The organism is Bacterioplanoides sp., assembly GCF_965226395.1.
GTDB lineage: Bacteria > Pseudomonadota > Gammaproteobacteria > Pseudomonadales > Oceanobacteraceae > Bacterioplanoides.
On the sequence record NZ_OZ245358.1, the window covers coordinates 1168327 to 1193962 of the forward strand.

Consider the following 25636-nt stretch of genomic DNA (forward strand, 5'->3'; position numbering starts at 1 on the left):
TCACTCAAGATGCTCTGGTAATGCACCCTGTTGCTCAAGCTGTTGTTGCTCAAGTTTAAAGGCTTCGTAATGTTTGATTGCGCCAGCCAAACCAATCAGCAGCAGGAAGTATTTATGTTCCAGACCACTTTTAAAGAAAAAGTACAGACAAATCCCGATAAAGGATAATTTAAAGGCCGAAGCCAAATGCGACTCCCGTTCCAGTCCATGCAAGCGCAGGTTCTTTTCAGCACTGTTAAAGTTGCTGTACATTTTCCCCAGCAGAACTAAAAAAATAATAAAACCAATCGAGCCATTAGCCACTAACACCTCCAGATAGGTGTTATGCGCTGGCCTTTCTTCCATATCAAAGAAACGGGTTTCAACCGAACGAACCCAGTGTGCTTTAAAGGTATCTGGGCCAGTACCAATCACTGGATTGTCCTGAAACGCATCAAAGGCCACGGTGACATAAGCTGAACGGCGATCCAGCGAGCGATCCTGGGCCGGCTCATCACTGACCAGCGACAACTGACGCTCGACAAAATCATCCGGAGTAAACAATACCGCGACAACAGCAAACACACTGAAGGCCGCAATTACCAGACCAAAATACCGCACCTGAAATTTACCCTTGTACTGATTCAGCAACAGTGCACTGGTCAATAACATCACCAGAAATCCGGCACGGGATAAGGTGCCAACAATGCCGCCCACTACAAATAAGGTAAACAAAAAACCGACCAGCTTGCCGCCACCACTTTTGGCATAAACCGCGGCATAGACCACCAGTGGATAGGCAAAAATACACATAATGGCCATATTATTGGAGCTGAGTGTGGCTCCGACACCACGATTAGAACCTTCCTGCTGAAATTGCTCCATGCCCCCGAAGTAACCCAAACAGGCTAACAGGGCACCAATGCCGGTACTCCAGACAATAGCCCAGAATAATTCACGTTCGATACTGATTGGATTGACTACCAGAATGGTCATAACCACCAGAACAAATCCCTGAGCCAGTGTGACCAGACCACTGCTGGCATTGTCCGGAAACGGCGACAGCAGAAAAGAAATCACATTCATAAACAGGAACAGTAAATACGCACCCCAGATGCTGGAGTCGAGCCTGCTTAATGAGGATTTATTCATCATCACACAGGGGGCAAGAAGCAGAATCAGCATGCCCATCGCTAACCAGTCAACCCGCATAAACGAAGGGCCTGGCAAAGCGCGCCATTTAAAAAAAGGTACCGAGCAAATAATAATGATAAAAAACAGCTGCACCATCCGGCCGTCAAAACAACTGTTGTAACGTCCGTCAAAGACAGTTTGTTTCAGTTGTTCAAGTGGAGACAGATGCGGTTGTTTCACCATAGACGGGGGCTATATCGGATGAGAAATAATTGATTTATGTAAAAAGTACTGATCAATCAAATAGCGATTCAGCGGAGACTTGGCTTTATATTCCACCAGGTATTCATGCTCAGTACTGTCGTAACTGGATTTTCGGCTAACCAGTTTGATGTAAGAGTACGCAACCTTAGTACGTTTGCCAAATGATCTTAATGAGCAGGATGTCATCCGTGCCTGATACGTCACTTTATCATCCAGTTCAAAATCACCGGCAATGCGCAGATATTCCTGATTGATATCACACACGTTACCGGAAAACAGCAGCTGACTGCCGTCTTCGTTGTAAATTTTAAGTTCACTGTGCTGCAGATTTGCCCGTGAATGACTGCGCCGTTCAGCTTGTCCTTTTAACAACTGAACCGTGATTTTATCGCGCCAGATAAAGTTAACAAAACCCAGCACCAAACGCCGGAACAACGCCCAGATGGCAAATAATCCGAAGGCAATGCCGTTGTGTGAGGTGTTTCTGACATAACGACGGTCAATGCGGGCGCGCATCGATTTAGGTGCGCTGTGAGGGGTGCATAACTGCGAAAAGCCAATGACTCCGGGAGCGGTCAGAAAGCGGTCTTCATAATTTGGCAGGTCTTTGCAGTGTTGCAGATACACTTCATAGCGTTCGGGTCGTGGCCCGATAAATTGCATCTCACCCCGGGCGATATTCAGTAACTGGGGTAATTCATCGAGGCGGCTGTCACGCATAAACTGCGCAGACTGACGAATCTGTTCGTAGGTATGATCGTAGAGCTGGCCACCAATACGTTGTTGTGCGCCAATGCCCAGCGTGCGAAATTTAATAATATTGAAAGGTTTTTTCTGATAGCCCAGACGTTCACCGACATAAAAAACCGGTCGTCCCATGGTAACTGCGACAAACAGGCAGACCATAGCAAGCAAAGGTGACAAAAGAATCAGAATAACAACCGCTAAACAACGTTCTACTAACGATACTCTCATACCTGTCTCTCTTGCGAGAGGCTCCGTTAAAACTTATAAGGTACCTCCCGGCAACCACCGAAAGCGCTCAAATTCCACCGAAGTCACTAGTGATATCATCACCAAAGCCATCCTTTATGCTTAGACCGATTAACTGTGCCAGAAGTTCATCCAGCAATCCAGCGTAGAATGTGAAATAGGCGCTATTAATGGTTGTTTTTCTCTGGTACCGAAAACAGGTAGGGCAGACCAATGTAGTTACTGATGTCTTCTGGTCGTTTGAAGCGGTGATCGAAGAATTCCCGCAGGAAGCCAATCGTGACCCCTAACAACAAGCCAAGGATTAAGCTGATGGGCAGAACCTTACTGGCTTTCGGGAAAATGGATTGAGTTGAGGCGTAGGCGCGCTCCAGAATCGCAACGGAGAATAAGCGATCAGACTGTGTCTCACTGCGGATTTTGGCTTCGCGATAACGGGTAGCAAAGGTTTTGTAAGAATCCTCGATCACATCATGCTCACGATCAAGACGTTCCGCCGCCAGTACCATCTGATACAGTTCGGCGTTCTTTTCTTCCACCTTCATCATTTGTTGTTTTGCCATATTGATCTGACCTTCAACGCCGCGCAGCTCTGAGCGTTCTTTGTCGATATGGCTGATCACCTCTTCCTTATAAACGGTATACAGGCGCTCAAGTAATTTTTTATCTTTAATCACTTCCGGATTAACATCGGTATACACCCGGGATTTGGCTTCTTTGGCAATCAGCAGATCCTGTACCTTTTTCGAGAAATCACCCAACTCCAGGCTATCAATTGAGGTAAACAGGTTAAACCCTTTTTTATCCAGATTTGCTTCGAGGTAATCAACATAGTGCGATTTGGCAATACGATCCGCTTCCAGACCGGTCAGATCGCGTTCAAGATCAGCTAATAATTCGATATTACGTTTAATCAGATTTCTCAGAGACTGAGCATTGGTACCACCAGAAATCGATACCATCTCATTTTCAAGATCATCCAGCGTGTTATGAAAGGCGTTTAACTGAGTCTCGAAAAACGCTACTTCTTCCTCCGGATTAAATACCGACTGACGGCGCTGCAGATATTCTTCAAAAATAGCCGACAACAGATACGTTGCTACCTCTGGGCTGTTCCAGTTCAGGGCAACACGAATAATGGTCGAACGCGGAACCAGTGTGGTGTTCAGGCTTTTTTGTATCTTTACAGCCAGTTTATTCAGTTCTTCTGAATCCGTTACATCAACATCCAGATGGCCGCTGGCCTGCACCCGGAAAATCGCACCCATCACCACATCTTGTGACTGGATAATCTCCATATCCGAAAACAGATCCGCTTCAGAAATCGGCCCAACTTCGGCCCGGACATCCGTCAGAGTTTCCTGAGATTGCAGCAACTGGCTGCCTTTAAGAATGACCGCCCCTTTGGCCTGATAGGATCGGGGGGCAAATAAAACCACGAGAATGCCAATCAGAACTGCCGCCAACACAACACCAACAATAATATTGCGCTGAATAAAAAAGATGGTGGCAAATTCTTTAATATAATCTTGAGTCTTCATGTGTTATCGCCTTTAGCCAACAAGACAGCCCGGTTACGGGTTGACCTCATAACTGATTCCCAGTCCGCGGAAGAAAGTTATATCTGCAATTTCTGACATCAGCTGTGCCAGGCTGGATACTTTACTGCGAGGCACCAGCACAATATCTTCCGGACGCAGATAGAAGCTGATGGCATGCGCTCCGTACTTCTCCATTTCTTTCAGATTAAAGCGGTGTGCATGTAAACGATCTTTATCGCGGCGGAAGACCACGACATATTCAGTCTGACCTTCGCGGGTATAACCGCCCGCCATAGCAACAGCCTGTACTACGTTCACCGGACGATTCATCTCAATCGCACCCGGCTCCTGAACTTCACCCATCACATAGATATTGGTTCCGGCCTGTTCATGTAAAAACAGATTGGACTTTAAGCCGGGCATATACTGCTCATAAGCGGCAATCAGATCACCACTAACATCGGCAATGGTACGTTTAGCGACATAAATTTCGCCAATTAACGGAAACGAGGCATAACCATCCTGACGCACGTTTACCAGCTTACTTAAACCCCGGCCTGCGGTACGTAAATCAGTACGAATCTGTTCAACCCGGGCATTAATGTTTCTGATCTCGACCAGGATTTCCGGATAGCGTAAATAACGGGCGTATTCTTTTTCTAATTCTGCTTTCAGCTGTCGGGTTGATTTCCCCAACACAGAGTAAGGGCCGAGATACGGTAAGGTGATGGTTCCGTCGGGCAAGACATCCTGATCAATATTCAGCTCAGAGGAGCCAATAAAGCTGACCTTAAGACGGTGATACAGGGTGATTTCAAAACGGGTATTACGCAGCTCCCGCTCCAGGTTATAAACGATGTCGAGTACATCCCCCGGGGTAATGTAATAGTAGTCAAATACCGGGTAGTCATTGGTCATATTCAGCGTTGCAATTTTTGCTGAAGGCACCCCTTTGGTGTGATCTACCACATTGGTCTCAGCAAATTTATCGTTCTCACTGTCACCATTCGTTGCACAACCGACAAATATAAGAGCAACGATCAGGGCGCTGAGCAGACGGACAAAAACTTTGGGGGCATTAAACAATTTATTCATCGCTTTCAGTATTAATTAGACAGCCAGTTATAAATTCGCTTGGGAATATAAAACTTCCTGCGATTCATGGATATGCCCAGCAGATTACCGCCGGAATTACTGATTTTTTCTTCTGCACTTTGTGCCGCTTCCCAACGGGTTTGCTCACAGGTCACAACCAGAATCATGCCATCAACAACCGGTGCCATACGGGTGGCTTCAGAGCCGGAAAAGACCGAGCTGCCATCCAGAATAATGTACTTATAATACGGTTTGAGCGCCGTCAGTATGTCTTGCATGGCGGTATCTGTGATGTGCGCCCCTAAAGGCAGCGTACCGGCTGAAATATATTCCAGCTCTTTGTGATCGGTTGCGTGTAATGCTTCTTCTAGCGGCACACCACCGGCAATCACTTCGGCAAACCCAGGGCCACTGTCCGGGAAATAACGCTGTAATGCCGGCTTGGTAATATTGGTGTCGATCAGCAGTACCCGCTCTCCCTGATTAGCCAATCCCCAGGCGGCATATAACGCAGAAATGGTTTTACCATCGCCGTCAAAACAACTGGTGAAATACAACGTGGTTAAATCTTTACCGGCACTGGATAAGTTACCTTCAAACATGCCCAGTTCACGTTCAGAGCGGGCAATCTGACGCTTCACATTTTTGGCCAACGGAATCTGTACCCCACGTGGCACTAACTTACGCAGAGGTTTGGTTTTTACCGGTGCCGGAGCTTCTTCCGTATTCGAGAGATCGTTATCGGCCACATGGCGGCCAGCATCTTCAGCTTTAGCCACGACCGGTTCTGCCACTGTCTCAGTGGCAGACGGAGATGGCGCAGCAGCGGATTCGCTGCGTTGTAAATAACGGCTGCTGTACGTTTGAGAAGACGATGCTGGTTCAGACGCCGTTGGCTGAGGCGCGTCTCCACCTCTCATCTTCAGAAATTCGTGATAATAACTCTGAGAAGCGGCTTCCGTTGTTTTATCCGTGTTTGTTTTATCCGTGTTTATGTCTTTCCGGTCACGCAACGGTTCACCCTCCAATATTCAGATCTTTTGCCACAATCGTTGCGAAAATAGCCATCAGCAAGAACACCACCACACCCCGGAATAACCAGGATGTCCAGACCGTCTCTGACTGAGGTTGAGTGCCTTCCTGCACGGCATCGTTATCAGGCTGCGCCGGCGGCTGTTGATAAGCCGTTGGAGCATTGCTATTGGCGGGATAATAACCATTCGCGGGCGGATGAGCCACTGGCGGAGGTGTCATCGGCTGTAAAACCGGTGGCTCGGAAGCCGGAGCTGGCGGAGCCGATGAAGGATGCTGATATTGCGGCGACTGTTGTTGATGAGGCGGCGCGCTATACACATCGGAATGCAGCTTAAAACCTGTTGTTGCTGACTCTTCTTCCGCTGCGACGTCTGTTGCCGCATAACCAGCATCGGCTGCTTGTACTGGGTCTTGTACTGAGGGTTGCAATGGCGCAGCAACAGGTGCTGACTCAACCGCATCAGCACCATCACCACTCTTGTCATCAGACTCAGCGATCAGAGGTGCATCTTCCCAGCCCAGCGCGGTAATCGCTTCACGAACCAGCTCAGCATCTAAATCCTCCAGCCCTTTTGACGCACCAATCTGCAGGCACATATCACACAAATTATTCATTTTGCGTAATACGCCTTCGGTGCTGTCAACAATCACCTCAACGGCCTGATCACTGAAAAACGGAGAGCCTTTAGCACCGGCATTAATCAAACGAAAATAGATGTATTCTTTGGCATCCTCAAAATCCAGCCCTTTCAGCTCGTAGCGACGCTTGATGCGCTGGTCCAGAGGTTCCATATCCACCGCCCGCAGGCGTTGCTGGAAGGCCGGGCTGCCAAAAAAGAATAACCGGAAAAAGTAATGACCACCCTGAGTGTAATTGGCCAGCAGTCGAATTTTATTGAGGTTTTTGGAGTTATGTTCCTGAGCGTCATCAACAATAATAACGACATTGGCTTCAGGATTATTATCGAGGTATTTGTAAATCGCCCGGTGCAGATCATCTTCATCGGCAGAGGCAGCAATTCGCTTAATTTTTAATGCTCCGCAGATACCCAATAAGACTTCACGGTAGCTCTGCATTGGCGTGGAAACATAGACATGGGGAACTTGTTGTTGTTCCAGCTGCTCAATCAGCTTCAGGCACAGAACCGTTTTACCAACGCCATAATTACCCGAAACCATGACCGCCGGTTCCTGAGAGTCAATATTTTCTAACAGGAAGTCCCAGGCGCTGGCGTGATTACTGGACTTAAAGAATACTTTCGCCGAAGGCCTGTTAAGAAAAGGCTCCTTATTAATCAGGTGATAAGTATTAAACACAACAACTCCTTGGTAGCTTACAACAGCAAAATATCTGGCTGTTCAGCTCATATCTATAACATCTGTCCTAACATACGTCAGGGCAATATATTCAACGGGTGGCACATCACCTGAATCTCGCCGGTAGCTGAAACAGTAAATACAGGGGTGTTGTCCATATTCCGGTTAACCGGTAAATACGTATAACCAGATAAACCTTATATACCAGAGTACTTAACAGCACCGCCCATGCCGCGCCAATCGCACCCTGCTGAGGAATCAATACCACACACAGAACAATATTAATGACCAGACCAAGCAACATTCCTTTTACTGCTTCGCCTGCGTTTCCGGTCATGCTTAAGGTCTGAGTTACTGCTCCCATTGAAGCATCAATCAAGTGTGCTACTGCCAGTATAGTTAATACTGGCGCAACACTCCTGAATTCTTCACCAAAAACCGAAAGAATCCACTCGCCGTGCAGCATCATAATCAGCGAGACCGGAAGTGTCGAGAGCAATATCAGTCCCGCCACCAGGGTCATCTTCTTCTGCAACAATGCCATCTCTTGCTTGTCATAATGCCGGGCAATCATGGGCTCAATAATCAGATTGGCGACCGCATGAGCCAGAGTAATCAACTCAGCGACACGTAACGCAGCATGTAATTTGCTGGCTTCTGCCGTATCTTCTATCACTCCCAGAATCAGGATGCCTACCCGGGTATCAGCAACCATTAATCCAGCCGTCAGCATTAATGGCAGCAACTCCCGCAACCAGTTACGTGTCTGGTATTGCGGCGCTACATCGGCCAGCGCAGAGAAAACTTTACGGTTGACGATATAACGATAAACAAACATGGCCGTCAGTGCGGCACACACCTGCATTAATATCGCCAAAGTGGCCGAAAATTCCTGAGCAAAAATCCACCAGGCCAGAAAGATATAAATCAGCAGAAACAGAGGGCGCAGCAACAGCTTGGGGATTTGCCCTTCAACCAGATACCCTGCGCCACGCAATACACCATCACGGACCCGGTTAATACCAAGAAACACAGGTAAACAAGCACCAGCCAAACAGAGGAACAACCCCTGCTCTCCCAAATCATCGCCCATCACCAAAGCAACAATCAGCAGCACCAAAAAAGCGACAGCTGCACCGACCAGAGACACCTGACACAAGCGCACAAACAGACCACGCACCAGTCCATGCGAACCGGGCTCCATATTCAGTGCGGTATGACGAACCGCCAGTGTACGCAAGCCAATAAAATACGGCTCAGACAGCAAACCAACCAGGGTAAAAACAAAGACATAATTGCCATATTCGTCAACGCCCAGCACCCGGGCAAGCAAGACGGACACCGCAAACATGGCAGCCAGGTTAAATACTTTCAGCCCGAGGGTTTTAATGCCACCGAGAATCATCTTCCGGGAAATCATAGAGGGTTTTGGCTCACTGAGGTTGTTGACTCACAGAGATTGTCGGATCACAAAGTATCCAGGCTTTTGCGGGTGATAATATCTTTCACACCTGCCAGTGCGCCGCGAAAACGCTGCCATTCTTTTTTGCGCAAAGACAAAATCGCCCGGGCACCGGCATAAGCGGTATACCCCAATGTTGCCAACCAGAAAAACGGCCAGTCCAGCCAGGATTGTTTGACGCTTTCACTGAAGAAATAATAGCGCGACAAAATAAACGCCCGACCTTTGATATAACGATTGAAGTTTTTCTTCGGAGCCGGGTAATGATAGAGCCGGGCGTCAGGGTTAATTAACAAACGGTACTGGCGCGAAACCCGGTAGCTGAATTCCTTATCTTCCCCCTGGCCATAACCGGAAGCGCTGCGGTAACGATTAGAAAAACGGAATTGATCAAACACTTCGCGTTTATAGGCTGACACCCCGCCCAACAAAAAATCCACGTCGGTGAGTTTACGAATAGGAAATCCGGTGCGGCCATAATCGGTGGCAAATCCGGAACGCAGCACTTTGCCTTCACGAAAACCGGAAATACCAAACAAGACAAACGGCACTCGCTCAAAAAAACGTTCAAACCATGACAGATGCTCGTTTTCAATTAAGCCACCCACGCCTCCTAAACGGCCATCACTATCCTGAGTCTCGAAGGTGGTCACCAGCTGCTCGATATAGTCATCAAATAACACCACATCATCTTCAAGAAAAATCAGCAAGGCTCCACGAGCAATATCGGCGGCTTTATTACGTGACTCGGTTACACCCGGAATGTCTTTTTGTAGATAAATGCAGTCGATGCCTGCCTGTTCCAGAGGCTCACGCATCGGGAAGCCACCCAGATCACCGTCATCAATCAGGACAATTTCATCCGGCAACAGGGTTTGCCTGAGAATCGATTCCAGGCACTTATTAAGATCAACCGGCCGGTGGTAGGTCGGGATAATCGCACTGATGCGAATGGTCATAGTGATAGCACCCTGTTACTGCAGTATTAAGGGAATGTTCGTATTGTCTGATCAGCGTTCGGAGTTAATCCAGCGCCCGGAACTCCACCCGACGATTGCGTGCCTGTCCTTCCGCGGAAAGGTTGGAATCCAGCGGAGCCGATTCCCCCTGCCCGGATAAAATCAAACGCTGAGCATCAACACCAATACGCAACAGATACTGATACGCCGAGCGTGCCCGACGCCAGGAGAGATCGAGGTTATATACTTCGCTACCTTTGCTATCGGTGTGCCCGGTAATCAACACTTTCTGTTGCGGGTAAGCCGCCATGTAATCAGAAACCTGACGCAGAATTGGATAACCGCTGGGTTTCAGCACATCACGGTCAAATTCAAAATGTACGGAGCTGAGCGTTGGTAATGTCAGACGAGCACAGCCTTTATTATCCACCGGAGTGCCCTGTGGTGTTCCGGGGCATTCATCCAGCATGTCTTTGATCGAATCATGGTCGGAATCCAGCGGACAACCGGTTACCTCAACAGCCACCCCTGCAGGAGTACCCGGGCACTGATCTTTAGCGTCCATTACCCCATCGTTATCACTATCGACCACACAGCCCCACTGATTAACCAGCAGAGGCGGATAGGTTTCCGGGCAACGGTCAATATCATTATGAATACCATCACGGTCGTCGTCCCATGAACAACCAAAGTCATCAACCGCAACTCTGTCAGGCAAAATTACATTACAGCGATCGCGATCATCAGGCACACCATCACCATCATAATCCGGGGCAACCCCGTCGCCCGGGCTCCACATACCAATGTGACTGGAACACGCCCCTAACAGGCAAACGACCCATAAAACTGAGATCAAACGAATGACAGACACGGTGCTTTCCTAATATCGGCTGTTGAGGCAAGTCAGGGATGGGATTATGTATAATTATCCGGGCGCAAATCAAGCCAGCTCTGTTTAAGCATATACTGCTTTTTAAACATATACTTAGGCAAAACGATCGTGTTTATAATGCCATCGACTCTGTATTACTGAAAAACGCCGCCAAGGATCACAATGACACTCAAATATTCCGACATGCTGGTGGTCATGCTTTTGAGCGCCATTTTAATTGGTTTATGGCTGTACCCGAATCCTCAAGCCAATGCCAGCAGCATCGGTGAAGCCAGCCTGCCCACGGATGATTATCTGTGGATCGATAAGTCCCGTTTATTAACTCTGCCCATTGATAACAACCCGGCCTGGCAACAACTGAAGCGCGTTGCTCAGCAACCGGTTGGTTTACCGAATCTGGCGGATCAGGATGATAAAACCAATACTCAGGTGTTTGCCAAAGCGCTGGTTTATGCACGATTAAAAGACGAACCACCAGCCCGTCAGAGCAGGATTGTTGAGAAAAAATTCACACAACAATTGCGCCAGGAAGTGATTGCCACGTGTATGAATATCATCGGCACTCAGGCAGGCTCTCGTTCACTGGAAACCTCTAAAGAGTTAATGGCCTATATTCTGGCAGCCGATCTGGTCGGATTTGGCAGCCAGGAAATGTTAAACAGCATGACCCCGAGTGAAAAAACACAAGAGGTCAAAGATCACTCCCGCTTTGTCACTTTTCTGAAAGAAATGCAGACCTATGTGTTTAAGCAGGGTAAGACCATTACCTCAACCCATGAACGCCGCCCGAATAACTGGGGCACCTATGCCGGTGCAACCCGGATTGCGTTATCGGCGTATCTGGCAAAAAACCTCGGCCCAGACAGTGAACACGGAGCCCGGGCTCTGAGTGATATCAACCGCGCCGCCAAAGTGTTTAATGCCTGGTTAGGCGGACAAGAAACACACCCGGCGTTTCGTTTTAAAAACGACTCCTGGCAGGCAAACCCAGAGGAGCCACTCGGCATCAATCCAGTAGGCTCAAGCATTCAGGGTCATTCGGTTGACGGCGTATTGCCCGACGATCAGCGCCGGGGTGGTTCTTTCTCCTGGCCTCCGGTTAAGGAAAACTACGTTTATTCAGCCTTGCAAGGTGCTGTTTCTCAGGCGGTGTTACTTGATCGCCTTGGCTTTAATCAAAGTTGCTATTCCCCCGGTGACACCTATGCTTATCAGCAAGGTGGCTGTGTTTGGGAATGGGGAGACAGTGCATTATTCCGGGCCTTTCATTGGCTGAATGTTCATGCCAACTTTCCGGCAACCGGTGACGATACCTGGCTCCCACATATTATTAACCTTCATTACCCTTGTAATGACATCAGTGCTGACAATACCGACACTTGTTATCGCGGTATTGGCGTCACTTACAGCCCCAAAAGAAATCAGCCAGCAGTAAAACGTGGCCATATTAATATTCTTTCTCCACGCCAGTTTGACGCGCCAGAGGCATCACGCCCGGGTAAAAACATCGGCTGGAGTGGTTGGACTCACCTGCCAGAGGAGAGCTCAACACCTTAAGGAGTCACTTTGATCCATATTCAGACGCGTAAACTTTTCTTTGTAAAAGACAGTTTTTGGTACGCATCGCCGCAAGACATTAAAGGCAGCAGCGCTGCTTTTTTTTATGCCTGTACAGAAAAAACCGAGTTGCCTTCCGCTCGCTGCAATGAATCCAAAACCTGGTTTATTGATTTATCTGCCGACCTCGAAACCCTCAAACAAAATATGGCGAAGGGGTGTCGTTATGACATCAACCGGGCTGCAAAAGAAGAGTTGATTGTTAAGAAAAATACCGATCAACAGGCTTTTTTTGATATGTACTCTGACTTTGTTAAAAGCAAAGTTTTCTCCGGCGACCTGGATAGCTACTGGAAATACATCGAAAACGGCACTCTTTACACCTGTTATTGGCAAGAGCAACTGATTGCCGGACTATTGGTGATTCAGGACGAGCGTCATGCCCGCTGGATATTAAGTGGCTCTAAACGATTAGAAATGCATGATAAAACCTTGTCGAAAAAATTCGGTTATGCCAATCGTTTATTGATCTGGGAAGCTATCCAGGATGCAAAACAGTGCGGCAGAGCCATCTTCGATTTAGGTGGTTATTCCGACACAGAAGATCGTAACGACCCAGAGTATCGCATTGCTCAATTCAAGCGGGGTTTTGGTGGGCAGGCCGTTACTTTATATAAATACCAGAAAATATACTCACCTCTTTTAAAGTTGCTTAAGTCTTTAAAAAAGAGGCTTCAATCATCATGAAGCGTCATGCCAGTTCTGCGTTATCGCGGCTATCGCCTCTCGTTACCCGCTCATTGAAACGCAAATTAATTTTATGTTACCACCGCTTTTCTGCGCCGGGCTATCCTGACCTGTTTCATTCCCCGGTCAGTACTGTGCCTCTTCAGGAGCTGGAAAAACAATTAAGCTGGTTAAAAAAATTTGCTGATTTTGTACCGTTGGAAGAAATACAATCATCAGCAACACTTCACCCAACATCACTCAAGAAAATATCGAAATCAGCAAACAAAAAACGCTGGCAAATTGCGATTACAATTGATGATGGATATCGCGATGTTATTGATCTGGCGTTACCGATATTTAACGCTTTTGAAGTTCCGGTGAGCTGGTTTATTACGACTCGTCCGGTGGCTGATCAACACTGGATTCCCTGGTGGGATCTGTCAGCCTGGCTGGCAAACCAAACCGCAGGAAACATTCAGATTCATAGTGAACATGTTAATGCCCGGTTTGATATCAGCAATCGAGATGACCGCCAAAAACTTCAGAATCATTTGCAGTTTCTGGCACTACAGGTGGGGCATAGTGCAACCGAGCAGGTGGCTCAGCAAATTATTGAGCAGACCGATCTCGCAGGTAATGCCTATTGCCGAGCGCAGGATTTACACTCGGCACTGAAAAAACATGAGCTTTTGTTAGCACCACACACCCACCACCACAGCAACCTGTCTCTGATGAGTCCTGAGGCTCAGCGACAAGAGATCGGCGATTCCCGCACACATTTAAAACAGTGGGGGATTACACCGCTCAACTGGTTTGCTTACCCATTCGGAAAACCATGGGCACGTACTACTGAAACTCCCAAGCTGGTCCGCGATCTTGGATTTGAGAATGCGCTTACCACCCAAATGGGCTATATCGACAAACATTCCACAGCATTCGAGCTGCCACGAATCAGTGTTGATGGCCGCTGGAATATTCGGGATTTTCGCAGCCGAGTCCTCTTTGGCCCACTGGCTCAATCAATAAAACGCTTTAAACGATGATTGCAACCTCAGAAGCAACAAATCGTTGCATTTGAGTACACTTGTTGAACAGCTGAGACGTTCCTACATTAGTGGATATGTTTTTCATAACCCACTTTCAGGAATGTAATGATGACCACATCCAGCCATGTTTTAAGTCCGATCACCCTGGGTGATATGGAACTGCCCAATCGCGTTATTATGGCGCCACTGACCCGCAGCCGTGCAGAACCCGGCCATGTACCGGGTGAAATGATGGCCCACTATTATGCTCAACGTGCCAGCGCCGGATTATTAATTGCCGAAGCCACCATGGCGATGGAGAACGCTTCGGCGTTTATTAACGAACCCGGCATTTATTCCGCCGAACAAATCGCGGGCTGGAAACAGGTGACCGACGCCGTTCATGCCAAAGGCGGCCGTATTGTATTGCAACTCTGGCACGGTGGTCGTGCATGTCACCCCGATCTTAACAACGGCATTCAGCCAATCGCTCCCAGTGCCATCGCGATTGATGACGAGGTACACACACCCACGGGGAAAAAACCGTACACCGTGCCACGTGCATTAAGCGACGACGAAATTCCGGCCATTATTGCCGGCTTCCGTCAGGCAGCAGAAAACGCTAAAGAAGCCGGTTTTGATGGTGTCGAAGTACACGGTGCGAATGGTTATTTACTCGATAGTTTCCTGCGTGATGGCAGCAACCAACGCGACGGAGCCTACGGTGGTTCACTGGAAAACCGTGCTCGTTTACTGCTGGAGGTGATTGAAGCCGTAGTTGACGTCTGGGGCAGCAGCCGTGTGGGTGTTCGCACTTCGCCGTTAAATAGCTTTAACAGTATGAAAGATAGTGACCCGGTGGGCATGACTCAATATCTGGCTGAGCAATTTAATCATTTAAACCTGGCCTACTGGCATCTGATGCGAGCTGATTTCTTTGGTCTGCAAAGTGGCGATGTGGTGACTCCGGCCCGGGCAATTTATAACGGTAATTTAATTACTAATATGGGTTATAGTCGCGAAGAAGCCGACACCACCATCACCAATCAACAGGCCGATGCCGTGGCGTTTGGTGTGCCATTTATTGCCAACCCGGATCTGGTAGAGCGCTTTGAACAAAACGCGGAATTAAATCAGGCAAATCCGGATACTTTTTACACCCCGGGGCCGGAGGGTTATACCGACTATCCGGCACTGCACTCTCCTGCATAGCCCTCAACACGGTTCGACTGAAAACTGCCACACCCGCTGTGGCAGCTCCTCTTACTTCCCGAAACATCAGGCACAATCAAGCCGTTATTTGATTTGTAAATCCCAACACCAATTGTCAGTTGGTAGCGTACACTGAACTGAGCTATCAAATGTTAGGCTGCATCTCGATGTAGCCGTATCAGGGAAATGCACAACATGACTGAGCAAGCAGGCAACTCCAGTAAAGCCAACAACTCCAGTAAAGCCAACAACTCCAGTAAAGCCAACAACTCCAATAAGGCCAACAAGCCCGGCAAAGCCCAAAAAGTGTCGATTGTTCATGAAGAACTGCCAGAAGAACACGATGATCCGTTAATTCGCTTTCTGCATCAGATCATTCGTCTCGCCATCAAAGCTCTGGCCGTGATGATGGTACTGATCATACTATGGGGAGTCGCGGATGTTGTCTTTGTGGTGTACCAGCGTCTGGTTGAACCTCCATTCCTGCTATTAAGCGTGAATGATATTTTTCAGGTGTTTGCCGCTTTTATGGTGGTACTGATTGCGATCGAGATTTTTATTAATATCCGGCTCTACCTCGGCACCAATGTATTACCGATACAACTGGTTATCGCTACCGCTCTGATGGCCATCGCCCGAAAAGTCATCATCCTTGATTTTGATGCCATCACTCCCAACTATATTTTTGCCATTGCAACAGTTGTGCTGGCATTGGGAGTTTCCTATTGGCTGGTGAGTAAAAAATCTTCTCACTAGCGCCTGCGCAGCAGGCGCTTTTGATAGAGTTTTACTCTGCGGCAACCCTGTTCAGAATACGCCATTGTCGTTACGAATTGTGCCGCCGCTGATCAGCGAATAAAACCGCATAAAGCCATCTAATGCCTGGATTGAATCCCAGTGTTCAACGATACGGCCCTCTTCTAAACGCCAGGTATCAATAATATTCATGCCTTTTTCATCATTGCCACGGTCGTCTTTGCTTAACGTGGCATGGGAGTGAAAAATCACATAATCGCCATCGACATAAATGTGTTTAACGTCGTAACTGTACTCCGGGTAATCCGCAACAAACTCCTGCAGAAAACTAACAAGGCCTGTGATTTTATCGGGCAGGTTGCGGTTGTGCTGAGTGTAAGCGCTGTCGTTATAGTGCTTTAGCACATACTCAAAGTTATGGTTGTTCATCAGGTTCTGCACAAAGTCGGTAATCACAGCAGCGTTCTGCTGTTCCTGCTCGGTCCAGCTGGCCTTCTGTAACGCCGTCAGATCAATCTGAATGGTATCCTTTGCCTGAGCTGCAGCAGCTGTTGCAACCAGTATTAACGAGGTTATGAATTTCCACATAATAAACTCCTGAAAGTCTTCTTTTTTGTTGTCTTTTCTAAGTAAGTTACTTATGTATACCATAGTAATTAATCATAACCCATTGCACAATTAGGCACTGAAAACTGCCCAGGTTACTTTTTAGTAACCTGCTATCAAGCTGGAGTGGCATGCCAATATAAGAGGGATTGAGAGTAACTGAGATATTTATGCTCTTAACAACCATTAAACCTGGGTTAAGGCTTTGATACAGATATTGAGAAGGATGAGTGGGATGTCAGTTCAGGCTATTATATGGAACGGGCGTTAACATTTGTTGTACTGATGTTTGTGCTCAGTAATTGCTCCATCAAGCCAAGTTCTTTAGCCGCGATAATCGGGTTAAAGATTTCAGTATGGTGTTGAATCTTACCGCTATCGTCAAACTTAATGATCGAAAAATAATCGTTTCGATAAACACCGGAATTTTCTTTTAATGTAATTTCACCGCTGTAATGCACATACACAATATCACAGTTTTCCATAGCGTAAACTTCATGAATTGGAAATTTCATGCCATCAAAACTAGTGAAAGCTGGCTTCCAGTATTCCCGTATTTCATCGTGCCCATGTGCCACTTCAGGAAAAATACCTGAACAATACGGATTAAACTGAACACCATCGTAAGCAAATAAATCAAGAACTTTATCAATATTGCATTCTTCGATTGCATGAAAAAACGCTTTAGCTGATTGCTTGTTTTGTTCTGCAACTTTTGCGTTGTACATAATATTAACCCATCATAAGAAGCAGGAATCTACCTATAAAACCTGACAGCCCAAACTTTAACCATCCCGAAAAATACGAGACTGACTATCAGAAGAAAGTCCTATCTGATAGAACGTCATAAAATTATTACTATTTTCATTAAATACTATAGTGACCTTATAAATTAATGGCCCTGCAAAGACAGGGCTTAATATTAGCCATCCTCTGCAAAGAAGGTTTCGAAAAACTGATCTGACTTATATAGATCTCCAGAAAAATTTTGTACCCGTTTAATTTTTCCGTTCTCGACCTGGTACAGCAACATCCAGTTAATATCGATATTATCATCGCCTTTGGTACTCCAGCCACGATGCGCATCAATCACATAGGTATCATTCGCTGCCAGAATCATTACTTCAGCGTTAAAGCCCGCAGTCCCTAATTGAGCAAAGAAATCAGTGAATTCTTTAATGCCCCGCTTTGTACCTGCCAGTTTATGCTGACCTGGGATATGCCATTCAACGTCCTCCGCAACAAACGACTTCAACCCTTCCATATCTCCTTTGCCATAGGCGCCAAAGAAACCCTGAACTACTTTTAATGCTGCGCTGTTTTCAGAACCCGAAGCAACTGGATTTGCAGGTTTTGGCCACAACTCAGCCTGATTAATTTCAACCGCATCGTTTGCTGCTTGTTGATTCACGCTTTGAGTAGTTGAACAGGCAGCTAATGACAACAATACAGTGGCTGATGCAATAAATTTGAATACGTCATCCATCATCTTTCTCCGTTTATTTCAGTGAAATTTTCTGACTCTCTTTTCTAGCCAAGCGTTGTTGTGCTAATTCACCCGCTTTCCCTAACACATCACGGCTTCCTTTTTCTGGGCCAGCAATCAAGGTCAGAGATTTTATCGTCCAGCCCTCAGCACCTTTTTCCAACTCGTAGTTATATTGACCACTAATTTGCCAGAAACCATTTTCTCCGGTTTCAGGATCAATCAGGTAATGGTTAGCAGTAATATCAGCAGTTGCGGTGGCGCTATTGCCCTCTACCATCACTTTCATATTGCTCAGGTTGTGCCGAGTTAAATCGAAGCCTGGCAATAAGCCGGCCCAGGATTTCATCAATTCAACACGAGGGACTGTTGCTGGTTCACCGCCAAATGCTGAGGTGTAATCCACTAACACTTCATCGCTAAAAATACGACCCAAATATTCGAAAGCATTCTGGTCTGCAAGCGTGCCCATACTTTGTAGCTGCAACTTAATTTTTTCCTGATCAAGTTCAGGTTTTTCTGCTTGAACATTCATAACTAACAATCCCATGATTAATGCGACTAATATTTTTTTCATAGTTATTTCTCCTGAAATTACTGATGACTGAGGAAAAAATTCTCAGCCATCAAATAATTATTTAATTAGCATTAAAGTGTTGTACTACTGAGTTAACCGCTTGTGAAACCGGTTCAGCCACGTCATAAAAATCAAACTGAGTGATATCAGCTAACCATTGAGCTTTCACATGATCACCGGAGAGTTCCAGATATTTTTTAGCACCATCTGGCAGCGCCATGGATTCAGAAGCTACCATTAAGACCGGTTTATCTTGTTTTCCGGCATGGGCTAAAGCATTGTAGGTTAACCAGGGCTTCCAGGAAGCGACGTTAAATTGGTTATCATATTCCGGGATCAAACCACGATCGGCTTCGGTATAGTAAGGCGCTTGATACATCAGGGAGTTTTCATTACGGCTACTGGCTGCTTCAATCAGAACAGATTCAGCAGAAGCAGCAGCTTCCTCACCTGCTTTAATTAATCCATTAACACTCTCTTCACCACCATAAATAGCATTTGCTAACTCACGGTCATGCAGCCAGGGAGCAACAACAGCTGCTGCTTTAACTTTAGAGTTATGATTTACAGCATCCAGCATATAACCGGCCGATGCGCAGATACCCAGCCCGTAAATTCGGGAAGTATCGATATCCGCAAACTCATCAAATGATTGATCAGCAAGTGCATCAATCACAGCGGCAATATCTGCCGTTTTACGTGCCGGGTCTTCTAAATACCGCACACTATCAGCAGATTGGCCCCAGCCGCGAAAATCAAACGTCAGCGCCGCAAAACCTTGTTCGGCTAATGCTTTGGCATATGTCGCTGGCATTTGTTCTTTTACGGTTGTCCAGGCTCCGGTGACAATCGCCAGTGGTAAGTCTTTGGACTCACCTTCCGGCAAATACAAATTGGCAGCTAATTCACCAACAGAGGTTTTCAGAGTTAATGTTTTCATACCTTGCTCCTGAGTGTTTTCACTAAATGTTTTTATTGCGATTTATTTAATTAATGGGTACTACCAGTTGATTGCTTTTTTATCGCGGAAGAATTCGCCACTGGGGCCATCCTGCGACAAGGTTGCTAACCAAATTGCGGTTTCTGCTGCTTGCTCTGGAGAGCGACTGGCTGCAATGCCACCCATACGAGTTCTTACCCAACCCGGGCACATGGCATTTATTTTGATATCTGAATAACCGGCATAACCGTTAGCCGCCACCTTGGTAATGGCGTTCAGTGTCGCTTTACTCATAGAGTAAGCTGCCGGTCCAGTAAGGCCGTCAGAGAACGCTCCCCATCCAGAAGAGATATTCACAATACGGCCATACTTTTGCTGCTCCATCGCAAGACCAAAGTGCTGCATCAAGTCGAATACAGATAGTGCATTGGTCTGCATTGAGCGATAAAAGTCATCACGACTGAGTGAGCTGAAATCGCCTTCGTCCAGAATTGCAGCGTTGTTAATTAGTACGTTCACCGATGGATGCTGTTCTGTGATTTGTTGCATTTGTTGAGGAAGTGTTTCAGCATCAGCCAGGTCTAACCTCACAACAGATACATCAGCTTCCGTTAGCTCAGCCCGAATTTTTTCAATTTCTACTGTACCGGCTTTCACATCCCGGCATCCCATCAGTACGTTAAATCCGAGCTTAGCCAGCCCTTTTACAATCGCCAGACCAATGCCTCGATTGCCACCGGTGACCAATGCGACTTTTCTGTTTGAACCTGACATATCCTTTCTCCAATCAATGCACTACAGATTTAGCTAATAACCGGCTCTACCTGATAATCATGAATCGTCACAGCACTATGCTCATCAAGCGATACCTGCCAGATTTCATTCACCAGCAAGTTGATGCCTTCACCGTTAAACTGTGAGTCCGGGAATGTTTCAGCCAACATCCGGATACGTAAATCCACCTGATAACCGGATTCATTTTTTATAACTTCGATCTGCTCAACCTGATGGTCACAACCGGGCTTAAAAGTACTGCGTGCAATTTCGTACCAGCTACTGAAGCCCTGATGACCTTTGAACTTTCCTTCCGGCATATTCCAGTTCACATCCGGCGCTAAATGCTGAATAAAAAACTCATCGCCTTGCGGTAATTGATCAAATTCAGCAAACCAGTCGGCAACAAAGCGACGTATTTTTTCTTCTGCTGAATTCTGAATAGTTTGAATATCAGTTATCAGGCGGTTAGCGTGGTTCGCCGCACGAGCCTGAACATCTTCCAGTTTGTTATACACACCCGGGATGTACACCATGCTGTGGGTGTACACCGGCTTGTGATAATTCATACCTGCCAGGTAAGCGGTTTGCTGCAACGGACGAAGGAATTGTTCGATAGTAAAGTGGTTGTAACCCAGCGGGTTATAAGACTCTTGTGGGCCACCCACCGTAAACGACAGAAACAGGTCTTTGCCTTTTAATTTGTCGCCTTCAGCACCGTAAGCAAAATTAAATGCGAACACATCATCCATCCACTTCTTCAGCAGTGCAGGCATGGAGTACCAGTAAAACGGAAACTGAAGTACCACCACCTGAGCTGACAGTAAGGCTTGCTGTTCGGCTTCGATATCAATCGAGTAATCGGAGTACAAGGTATCCAGTCGACGAATTTCAACGTTATCCAGAGCGCCGTGCATCTGCTCAAGAATCACACTATTGGTATAGGATTGCTCCAGATCTGGGTGACCTGAAATGATCAATACCTTAGAACCCGACTTACTCATAACAACCTCTGCTTATCTCTGCATTTTGATTCAGTCATTGCAGTCTATGCTTGAGTTGAAGTAAGTTTTAGGACAACAAAACCTACTGGATTGTTAGCTAGCAACTAACAATATTAAATTCTATTAAGATCAATACGTTACAGACGTTGAGTGGCAGGAATGGGTTATGAAAGGTGCAACCTTTAATCAACTTACGATCTTTCAGAGCATTGTGCGCGAGGGCAGTATTCGCGGGGCTGCCCGTAAACTGGAGATGGCACCCCCGTCGGTCAGCCAGGCATTAAAACTGCTGGAAGCCGAAGTGGGTCTGCCGCTGTTTACCCGTTCAACCCGGCGTATCGAGTTGACCGAAGCCGGACGGTTACTGCAACAACGCACCAGCGGCGCAATGACAACCCTGGATTACGCCGTTGAAAGTATTCGTGATATGAACGAACAGCCATCGGGCCGGGTCAGCATTACGCTGCCACGATTTGTGTTTCAGTTTTTCCTGAAGCCCATTTATGCCGAGTTTTGTCAGCGTTACCCGGATATCCAGCTGGAGATTTCCATCTCAGATAAAGCCGTTAATCTTCTGGAAGAAGGCTACGATGCCGGTATTCGCTTTGGTAACCGGGTTGAGCCCGGCATGGTGGCCCGCCAATTAACGGCGCCGATGCAGGAAGCCTTATTTGCTTCAGATGAGTATCTGCAACGTTACGGTCAGCCACAAACGGCTGCAGATTTACAAGCTCATAAACTGGTGCAATATCGCTTTATTGCATCGAATAAACTGGCCCCTTTATTATTGCAGGAACATGGCCAGGCCATCACAGTGCAGATGCCACTGGCACTGATCGTTAACGATACCGATGCTATGGTGGATGCCGCAGAAAAAGGCTTAGGCATTGGCCGTATTGTGACGCCGATGATTCAGAATCAGCTGGATAGCGGCCAGTTAAAACCGGTATTACCAACATACTGGCAGCCATACTCTGGCCTGTATGTGTATTTTGTGCAGAACAGTCAGAAGGCCCTGCGGGTCAGAGCCTTAATTGATTTTTTGGTGGAAAAAGGAAAAATTTGATTTATTTCGTGCACTGAATTTCGACATTCCATGGCGAATAAAAGGCAATTAAACCGGATGTGGAGATCACACTTTCGGCCACCACATTGGCAAAGCCACCCGCCAGCACATTTTTAAAACGGAATTCCACCTGAGCCGATTGCCAGGGCTTGCCACGACAGTCAGTGTAAAGATTGGCAGGTTCACTGACTTCAACAATGCCGTTAATAATAGTGTGGTGCCAATGCTGAATTTTTTCGTCGCTGACCGGGCGTTCGGTTTGCTGGGTAAATGTCATGGTTGCGCAACCGCATAACAGCAACAACCCCATAAAGAGCTGAATAAATAAAAACGATTTCATCCTTTTTCCTCACACCAGACTTTGGCCGTACGCGGAAAATAAATGCCTATCGTCACCGCCTGTAACAACCAATCAGACAATGTTGTCACCGACTGCATCTGCATCACACGACGTCCCTGACAAATCTCACTGGTATCAATGTCATATTCGTTTTTTAACCCCCACCAATAATAATTTTTACTGCTTTGATAAGTGGGCTTTGAGGTATCTTTTTCACCACCATAAGGGCGCATAGTGACACTGGAACAAGCGGTTAAACACATCAGTAACAGGCTGATGACCAGTGTTAATCCATTTTTTTTCGTCATGATTCAGTCTCAGTTGTCTCTATTACTCAGTATTCAACACAATACAAAAACAGGCTCCACCAAGAACCGAGCGGCCAATAGTCAATTGTGCCTGATAGCTGTCAGCAATTTCCCGCACCAGAGATAACCCCAGCCCTTGCCCGGGTTCAGCCGTATCCAGCCGTTGCCCACGCTGAAATACCATCGCCTGCTTTTCTTCAGGTATGCCGTCACCATCATCGGCAACGGTTAACAACAGCTGCCCTTCGGTTTGTTGAGCTGCGACTTCAACAGTGCGTTCGCCGTATTTGCAGGCATTATCAAGCAGATTGGCCAGTACTTCCATCAGATCATTTTCATCCATATTCACCGTTTGTTGCTCATCAACATCAAGGTGTATTGCCATATTTTTATCGGCGTATACTTTATCCATGGCTGCGCAAATGGATTGCAACATGGGTAATAACGCTACCTGCTGACGAGTTAATGCAGACGTACCGCCACCAGCTCGCTTCAGATGATAAGCGATGGTCGAATTCATTTTTTCAAGCTGATAAGTCAGCTCAGTATTATCACGACTCTGCTGATACAGAATGCCTGACATTACGGTTAACGGTGTTTTTAAACTATGAGACAAGTCTGCCATGGTGTTGCGATAGCGCTCTCGCTGACTGCGCTCGGAATAAATCAGACGATTCAGTCCGGAAGTCAGCGGGTGTAATTCTGTTGGGTATTTACCCTGTAATTCAGCCTGATTACCCATCTGAATATTTTCCAGATCGGCCACAACCCGGTGTAATGGTTTTAATCCCCAACGCAGAATCAGATACTGCATCAATAAAATAAAGCCCGTTAACGCCGCCAACAATACTGCGAGAGTTTTCCGATAGCCGGAAACGGTATTATGCAACTCCTGTAAATCTTCCAGAATCATAATATTAAATACTCGCCCGGATTGACTGCGCGTGGACTGATTAGATTCAGCCTGGCTGGACTCAGGCCCGGACCAACTAACACCAAAGCGTGCCAGTAAATATTGTTTGTTACCGCGACTAACGGTGGAATACATCCACTGACCCTGATCGGCCCATGCGGTTTTAAACACCGGAATATCAACCGCAGAAACCGATGCCCACACCGGCTGAAAATGTTTATCCAGAACCTGGGCATATAACCCGGAGCCAGCTTGATTAAAGCGCCGTTCTTGTAAAAACGCCGGAAAATACAATTGCTGTTGATAATATTCCGCCACCGATAATATCGAATAGCTATGCAGCTTCAGGCGGTCCTGCATCGCATTTAATTGTGAATTATAAAACGACCGCTCAAGCAATAACCCCAACCCCGTCATCAGCAGCAATAACGCCAACATTGAAAATGTCATTAACCGGCCGATTAAGGAGTTAAGCATTGGCTGGAATCACTGTGATTTCTGAAACTGATAGCCACGGCCACGTAAGGTGACAATGGGTGCAAAGTCAGGATGGCTCGCCAGCTTTTTACGCAGGCGCCCAATTAATACTTCAATAACATTGCTGTCGCGTTCAAAGTCCTGATCGTATAAATAATCGGTTAATACGGTTTTAGAAATCACTTCTCCCGGGCGGCGCATCATGTATTCGAGGATTTTATATTCAAACGCTGTCAGCTCCATGGGCTGATCATTCAGGCTAACCTGCTGGCTATTCAGATCGAGCATCAGCGGGCCAAACTGCAGGTTATTATTATTGCCCGTGGTACGGCGTAATAAGGCCCGGCATCGTGCTGTCAGTTCTTCAATATGAAACGGCTTTTCCATGTAGTCATCGGCACCGGCATCCAGCCCCTCAACCCGTGATTTCCAGCCATCCCGGGCCGTCAGAATCAGGATCGGGAAACCACCGCCATCGGCGCGCACACGGCGAATTAATTCAATACCGTCGAGCTTGGGTAATCCCAGATCAACCACCGCCATATCAAATGGATATTCGCTGGCGAGAAAATATCCTTCCATGCCATCCGAGGCTGCCTGGCAATCAAAACCCGCCTGCTGCAGTTGTAACACCAGCTGTTGCTGGAGTTGTTGATCATCTTCAACAATCAGTATTTTCATTCGGACACTCCATGGCTGTTGTCTTGTGGCTGCTTGCTATCTTGTGGATGATTAAACAGAGGCGCCTCATCCAGCAAAATTCCGGTTTCGGCATGCAGATAAAAGGTTGAGATGGTGCCGCTGTCATGCAGCAGCTTGATGCTGTAACACAGGGTTGTGGTATCCATCAGACGAATACTTAGCACATCACCGGGATACAATGAGGTCAGCAGTCGTGCTGCTTCTGCAGGCGCAATCACGCCTTCTGGTAAATCGGCTTCCCGCGGCGCTTCACGGATCACAGGAGGAGACTGATCAGGCTCCTGAATCTGACGCTCCAGCCAACGGCTGGCCGGCGCCACCAACTGCTCCAGCCATTCGGTGGACGGGTTAAGGGTTTCTTCAACCCAGCTGCTTTCGTCATCCGCCTCCTGAGCCGAAACCAGCATCGACAGGCACAGACAACACAGCCCAAACAGGATCTTCCAACTGTGAGTTCTGGCATTGTGATGTGCTGGTGTCAGCCTGAGCATAA

At 47.0% G+C, this 25636-nt stretch carries 27 protein-coding genes; 6 read left to right on the forward strand and 21 right to left on the reverse strand.

Annotation, left to right across the window (positions count from 1 at the left end; translation table 11 throughout):
- The 9 genes from ACO05E_RS05350 to ACO05E_RS05390 form a co-directional block, all read right to left on the reverse strand.
- The gene (locus ACO05E_RS05350) at positions 1-1356 is read right to left on the reverse strand and encodes an O-antigen ligase family protein (RefSeq protein ID WP_419811956.1); all 1356 of its coding nucleotides are present in this window, start codon (positions 1354-1356) and stop codon (positions 1-3) included.
- A gap of 9 nt (positions 1357-1365) precedes the next feature.
- Positions 1366-2352, reverse strand: a complete 987-nt coding sequence (locus ACO05E_RS05355) for a sugar transferase (RefSeq protein ID WP_419811957.1) — start codon at positions 2350-2352, stop codon at positions 1366-1368.
- Between the two features lie 185 nt (positions 2353-2537).
- Complete coding sequence (locus ACO05E_RS05360; RefSeq protein ID WP_419811958.1) at positions 2538-3911, reverse strand: GumC family protein; 1374 nt, start codon at positions 3909-3911, stop codon at positions 2538-2540.
- A 33-nt stretch (positions 3912-3944) separates the two neighbouring features.
- Positions 3945-5006, reverse strand: coding sequence for a polysaccharide biosynthesis/export family protein (locus ACO05E_RS05365; protein WP_419811959.1), 1062 nt, complete (start codon positions 5004-5006; stop codon positions 3945-3947).
- Between the two features lie 11 nt (positions 5007-5017).
- On the reverse strand, positions 5018-5926 hold the full coding sequence (locus ACO05E_RS05370) for a tyrosine-protein kinase family protein (protein WP_419811960.1): 909 nt from the start codon (positions 5924-5926) through the stop codon (positions 5018-5020).
- A 97-nt stretch (positions 5927-6023) separates the two neighbouring features.
- Positions 6024-7358 carry an AAA family ATPase gene (locus tag ACO05E_RS05375; protein ID WP_419811961.1) on the reverse strand — a complete coding sequence of 445 codons (1335 nt, stop codon included), beginning with the start codon at positions 7356-7358 and terminating at the stop codon, positions 6024-6026.
- A 106-nt stretch (positions 7359-7464) separates the two neighbouring features.
- Entirely contained in the window at positions 7465-8778 is a 1314-nt protein-coding gene (locus ACO05E_RS05380; protein ID WP_419811962.1) for a polysaccharide biosynthesis C-terminal domain-containing protein, read from the reverse strand.
- A gap of 47 nt (positions 8779-8825) precedes the next feature.
- A complete protein-coding gene (locus ACO05E_RS05385) occupies positions 8826-9779 on the reverse strand; it encodes a glycosyltransferase family 2 protein (RefSeq protein WP_419811963.1) in 954 nt (317 codons plus the stop codon).
- 64 nt (positions 9780-9843) lie between these two features.
- The gene (locus ACO05E_RS05390; protein ID WP_419811964.1) at positions 9844-10650 is read right to left on the reverse strand and encodes an OmpA family protein; all 807 of its coding nucleotides are present in this window, start codon (positions 10648-10650) and stop codon (positions 9844-9846) included.
- Between the two features lie 183 nt (positions 10651-10833).
- On the opposite strand from ACO05E_RS05390, the gene ACO05E_RS05395 reads away from it, so the two are divergent.
- From ACO05E_RS05395 to ACO05E_RS05415, 5 genes are all read left to right on the forward strand, one after another.
- Positions 10834-12228 carry a hypothetical protein gene (locus ACO05E_RS05395; RefSeq protein ID WP_419811965.1) on the forward strand — a complete coding sequence of 465 codons (1395 nt, stop codon included), beginning with the start codon at positions 10834-10836 and terminating at the stop codon, positions 12226-12228.
- Between the two features lie 9 nt (positions 12229-12237).
- Positions 12238-12975 (forward strand): hypothetical protein, encoded by a 738-nt coding sequence (locus ACO05E_RS05400; protein WP_419811966.1) that lies wholly within the window; start codon positions 12238-12240, stop codon positions 12973-12975.
- Complete coding sequence (locus ACO05E_RS05405; protein ID WP_419811967.1) at positions 12972-14000, forward strand: polysaccharide deacetylase family protein; 1029 nt, start codon at positions 12972-12974, stop codon at positions 13998-14000. Before ACO05E_RS05400 ends, ACO05E_RS05405 begins: the two co-directional genes overlap by 4 nt.
- 108 nt (positions 14001-14108) lie before the next feature.
- Positions 14109-15194: an alkene reductase gene (locus ACO05E_RS05410; RefSeq protein WP_419811968.1), complete on the forward strand. Its 1086-nt coding sequence runs from the start codon at positions 14109-14111 to the stop codon at positions 15192-15194.
- Between the two features lie 195 nt (positions 15195-15389).
- Positions 15390-15950, forward strand: a complete 561-nt coding sequence (locus ACO05E_RS05415; RefSeq protein WP_419811969.1) for a phosphate-starvation-inducible PsiE family protein — start codon at positions 15390-15392, stop codon at positions 15948-15950.
- Between the two features lie 51 nt (positions 15951-16001).
- Here ACO05E_RS05415 and ACO05E_RS05420 read toward each other — a convergent pair whose 3' ends face one another.
- The 7 genes from ACO05E_RS05420 to ACO05E_RS05450 form a co-directional block, all read right to left on the reverse strand.
- Complete coding sequence (locus tag ACO05E_RS05420; protein ID WP_419811970.1) at positions 16002-16538, reverse strand: nuclear transport factor 2 family protein; 537 nt, start codon at positions 16536-16538, stop codon at positions 16002-16004.
- Positions 16539-16807: 269 nt separating this feature from the next.
- The gene (locus tag ACO05E_RS05425) at positions 16808-17284 is read right to left on the reverse strand and encodes a nuclear transport factor 2 family protein (protein ID WP_419811971.1); all 477 of its coding nucleotides are present in this window, start codon (positions 17282-17284) and stop codon (positions 16808-16810) included.
- 194 nt (positions 17285-17478) lie between these two features.
- Positions 17479-18042: a nuclear transport factor 2 family protein gene (locus ACO05E_RS05430; protein WP_419811972.1), complete on the reverse strand. Its 564-nt coding sequence runs from the start codon at positions 18040-18042 to the stop codon at positions 17479-17481.
- Between the two features lie 13 nt (positions 18043-18055).
- Entirely contained in the window at positions 18056-18619 is a 564-nt protein-coding gene (locus tag ACO05E_RS05435; protein ID WP_419811973.1) for a nuclear transport factor 2 family protein, read from the reverse strand.
- A 61-nt stretch (positions 18620-18680) separates the two neighbouring features.
- Positions 18681-19601, reverse strand: a complete 921-nt coding sequence (locus tag ACO05E_RS05440) for an alpha/beta hydrolase (RefSeq protein ID WP_419813660.1) — start codon at positions 19599-19601, stop codon at positions 18681-18683.
- A gap of 18 nt (positions 19602-19619) precedes the next feature.
- The gene (locus tag ACO05E_RS05445) at positions 19620-20333 is read right to left on the reverse strand and encodes an SDR family NAD(P)-dependent oxidoreductase (protein WP_419811974.1); all 714 of its coding nucleotides are present in this window, start codon (positions 20331-20333) and stop codon (positions 19620-19622) included.
- A gap of 29 nt (positions 20334-20362) precedes the next feature.
- Positions 20363-21337 carry an NAD(P)H-dependent oxidoreductase gene (locus ACO05E_RS05450; protein ID WP_419811975.1) on the reverse strand — a complete coding sequence of 325 codons (975 nt, stop codon included), beginning with the start codon at positions 21335-21337 and terminating at the stop codon, positions 20363-20365.
- Positions 21338-21503: 166 nt separating this feature from the next.
- On the opposite strand from ACO05E_RS05450, the gene ACO05E_RS05455 reads away from it, so the two are divergent.
- On the forward strand, positions 21504-22403 hold the full coding sequence (locus tag ACO05E_RS05455) for a LysR family transcriptional regulator (RefSeq protein ID WP_419811976.1): 900 nt from the start codon (positions 21504-21506) through the stop codon (positions 22401-22403).
- 1 nt (position 22404) lies between these two features.
- On the opposite strand, the gene ACO05E_RS05460 is transcribed toward ACO05E_RS05455, so the two are convergent.
- The 5 genes from ACO05E_RS05460 to ACO05E_RS05480 are packed head-to-tail and all read right to left on the reverse strand — an operon-like array spanning position 22405 to position 25634.
- On the reverse strand, positions 22405-22743 hold the full coding sequence (locus ACO05E_RS05460; protein ID WP_419811977.1) for a hypothetical protein: 339 nt from the start codon (positions 22741-22743) through the stop codon (positions 22405-22407).
- Positions 22740-23051, reverse strand: a complete 312-nt coding sequence (locus tag ACO05E_RS05465; protein ID WP_419811978.1) for a Bor family protein — start codon at positions 23049-23051, stop codon at positions 22740-22742. The genes ACO05E_RS05460 and ACO05E_RS05465 overlap by 4 nt, the downstream gene beginning before the upstream one ends.
- Before the next feature lie 22 nt (positions 23052-23073).
- Positions 23074-24414 carry an ATP-binding protein gene (locus ACO05E_RS05470; protein ID WP_419811979.1) on the reverse strand — a complete coding sequence of 447 codons (1341 nt, stop codon included), beginning with the start codon at positions 24412-24414 and terminating at the stop codon, positions 23074-23076.
- Between the two features lie 36 nt (positions 24415-24450).
- Positions 24451-25122: a response regulator transcription factor gene (locus ACO05E_RS05475; RefSeq protein WP_419811980.1), complete on the reverse strand. Its 672-nt coding sequence runs from the start codon at positions 25120-25122 to the stop codon at positions 24451-24453.
- Positions 25119-25634, reverse strand: coding sequence for a PepSY domain-containing protein (locus ACO05E_RS05480; protein ID WP_419811981.1), 516 nt, complete (start codon positions 25632-25634; stop codon positions 25119-25121). The genes ACO05E_RS05475 and ACO05E_RS05480 overlap by 4 nt, the downstream gene beginning before the upstream one ends.
- Positions 25635-25636 lie beyond the last annotated feature (2 nt).

Bases quoted from the DNA above. Each gene is read 5' to 3' on its own strand.
- ACO05E_RS05430 (WP_419811972.1), bottom strand. From the start codon at position 18,042: ATGGATGACGTATTCAAATTTATTGCATCAGCCACTGTATTGTTGTCA.
- ACO05E_RS05410 (WP_419811968.1), top strand. From the start codon at position 14,109: ATGATGACCACATCCAGCCATGTTTTAAGTCCGATCACCCTGGGTGAT.
- ACO05E_RS05470 (WP_419811979.1), bottom strand. From the start codon at position 24,414: ATGACATTTTCAATGTTGGCGTTATTGCTGCTGATGACGGGGTTGGGG.
- ACO05E_RS05475 (WP_419811980.1), bottom strand. From the start codon at position 25,122: ATGAAAATACTGATTGTTGAAGATGATCAACAACTCCAGCAACAGCTG.
- ACO05E_RS05355 (WP_419811957.1), bottom strand. From the start codon at position 2,352: ATGAGAGTATCGTTAGTAGAACGTTGTTTAGCGGTTGTTATTCTGATT.
- ACO05E_RS05435 (WP_419811973.1), bottom strand. From the start codon at position 18,619: ATGAAAAAAATATTAGTCGCATTAATCATGGGATTGTTAGTTATGAAT.
- ACO05E_RS05460 (WP_419811977.1), bottom strand. From the start codon at position 22,743: ATGAAATCGTTTTTATTTATTCAGCTCTTTATGGGGTTGTTGCTGTTA.
- ACO05E_RS05360 (WP_419811958.1), bottom strand. From the start codon at position 3,911: ATGAAGACTCAAGATTATATTAAAGAATTTGCCACCATCTTTTTTATT.
- ACO05E_RS05420 (WP_419811970.1), bottom strand. From the start codon at position 16,538: ATGTGGAAATTCATAACCTCGTTAATACTGGTTGCAACAGCTGCTGCA.
- ACO05E_RS05465 (WP_419811978.1), bottom strand. From the start codon at position 23,051: ATGACGAAAAAAAATGGATTAACACTGGTCATCAGCCTGTTACTGATG.
- ACO05E_RS05385 (WP_419811963.1), bottom strand. From the start codon at position 9,779: ATGACCATTCGCATCAGTGCGATTATCCCGACCTACCACCGGCCGGTT.
- ACO05E_RS05395 (WP_419811965.1), top strand. From the start codon at position 10,834: ATGACACTCAAATATTCCGACATGCTGGTGGTCATGCTTTTGAGCGCC.
- ACO05E_RS05405 (WP_419811967.1), top strand. From the start codon at position 12,972: ATGAAGCGTCATGCCAGTTCTGCGTTATCGCGGCTATCGCCTCTCGTT.
- ACO05E_RS05415 (WP_419811969.1), top strand. From the start codon at position 15,390: ATGACTGAGCAAGCAGGCAACTCCAGTAAAGCCAACAACTCCAGTAAA.
- ACO05E_RS05425 (WP_419811971.1), bottom strand. From the start codon at position 17,284: ATGTACAACGCAAAAGTTGCAGAACAAAACAAGCAATCAGCTAAAGCG.
- ACO05E_RS05445 (WP_419811974.1), bottom strand. From the start codon at position 20,333: ATGTCAGGTTCAAACAGAAAAGTCGCATTGGTCACCGGTGGCAATCGA.
- ACO05E_RS05450 (WP_419811975.1), bottom strand. From the start codon at position 21,337: ATGAGTAAGTCGGGTTCTAAGGTATTGATCATTTCAGGTCACCCAGAT.
- ACO05E_RS05480 (WP_419811981.1), bottom strand. From the start codon at position 25,634: ATGCTCAGGCTGACACCAGCACATCACAATGCCAGAACTCACAGTTGG.
- ACO05E_RS05365 (WP_419811959.1), bottom strand. From the start codon at position 5,006: ATGAATAAATTGTTTAATGCCCCCAAAGTTTTTGTCCGTCTGCTCAGC.
- ACO05E_RS05380 (WP_419811962.1), bottom strand. From the start codon at position 8,778: ATGATTTCCCGGAAGATGATTCTCGGTGGCATTAAAACCCTCGGGCTG.
- ACO05E_RS05370 (WP_419811960.1), bottom strand. From the start codon at position 5,926: ATGAGAGGTGGAGACGCGCCTCAGCCAACGGCGTCTGAACCAGCATCG.
- ACO05E_RS05350 (WP_419811956.1), bottom strand. From the start codon at position 1,356: ATGGTGAAACAACCGCATCTGTCTCCACTTGAACAACTGAAACAAACT.
- ACO05E_RS05455 (WP_419811976.1), top strand. From the start codon at position 21,504: ATGAAAGGTGCAACCTTTAATCAACTTACGATCTTTCAGAGCATTGTG.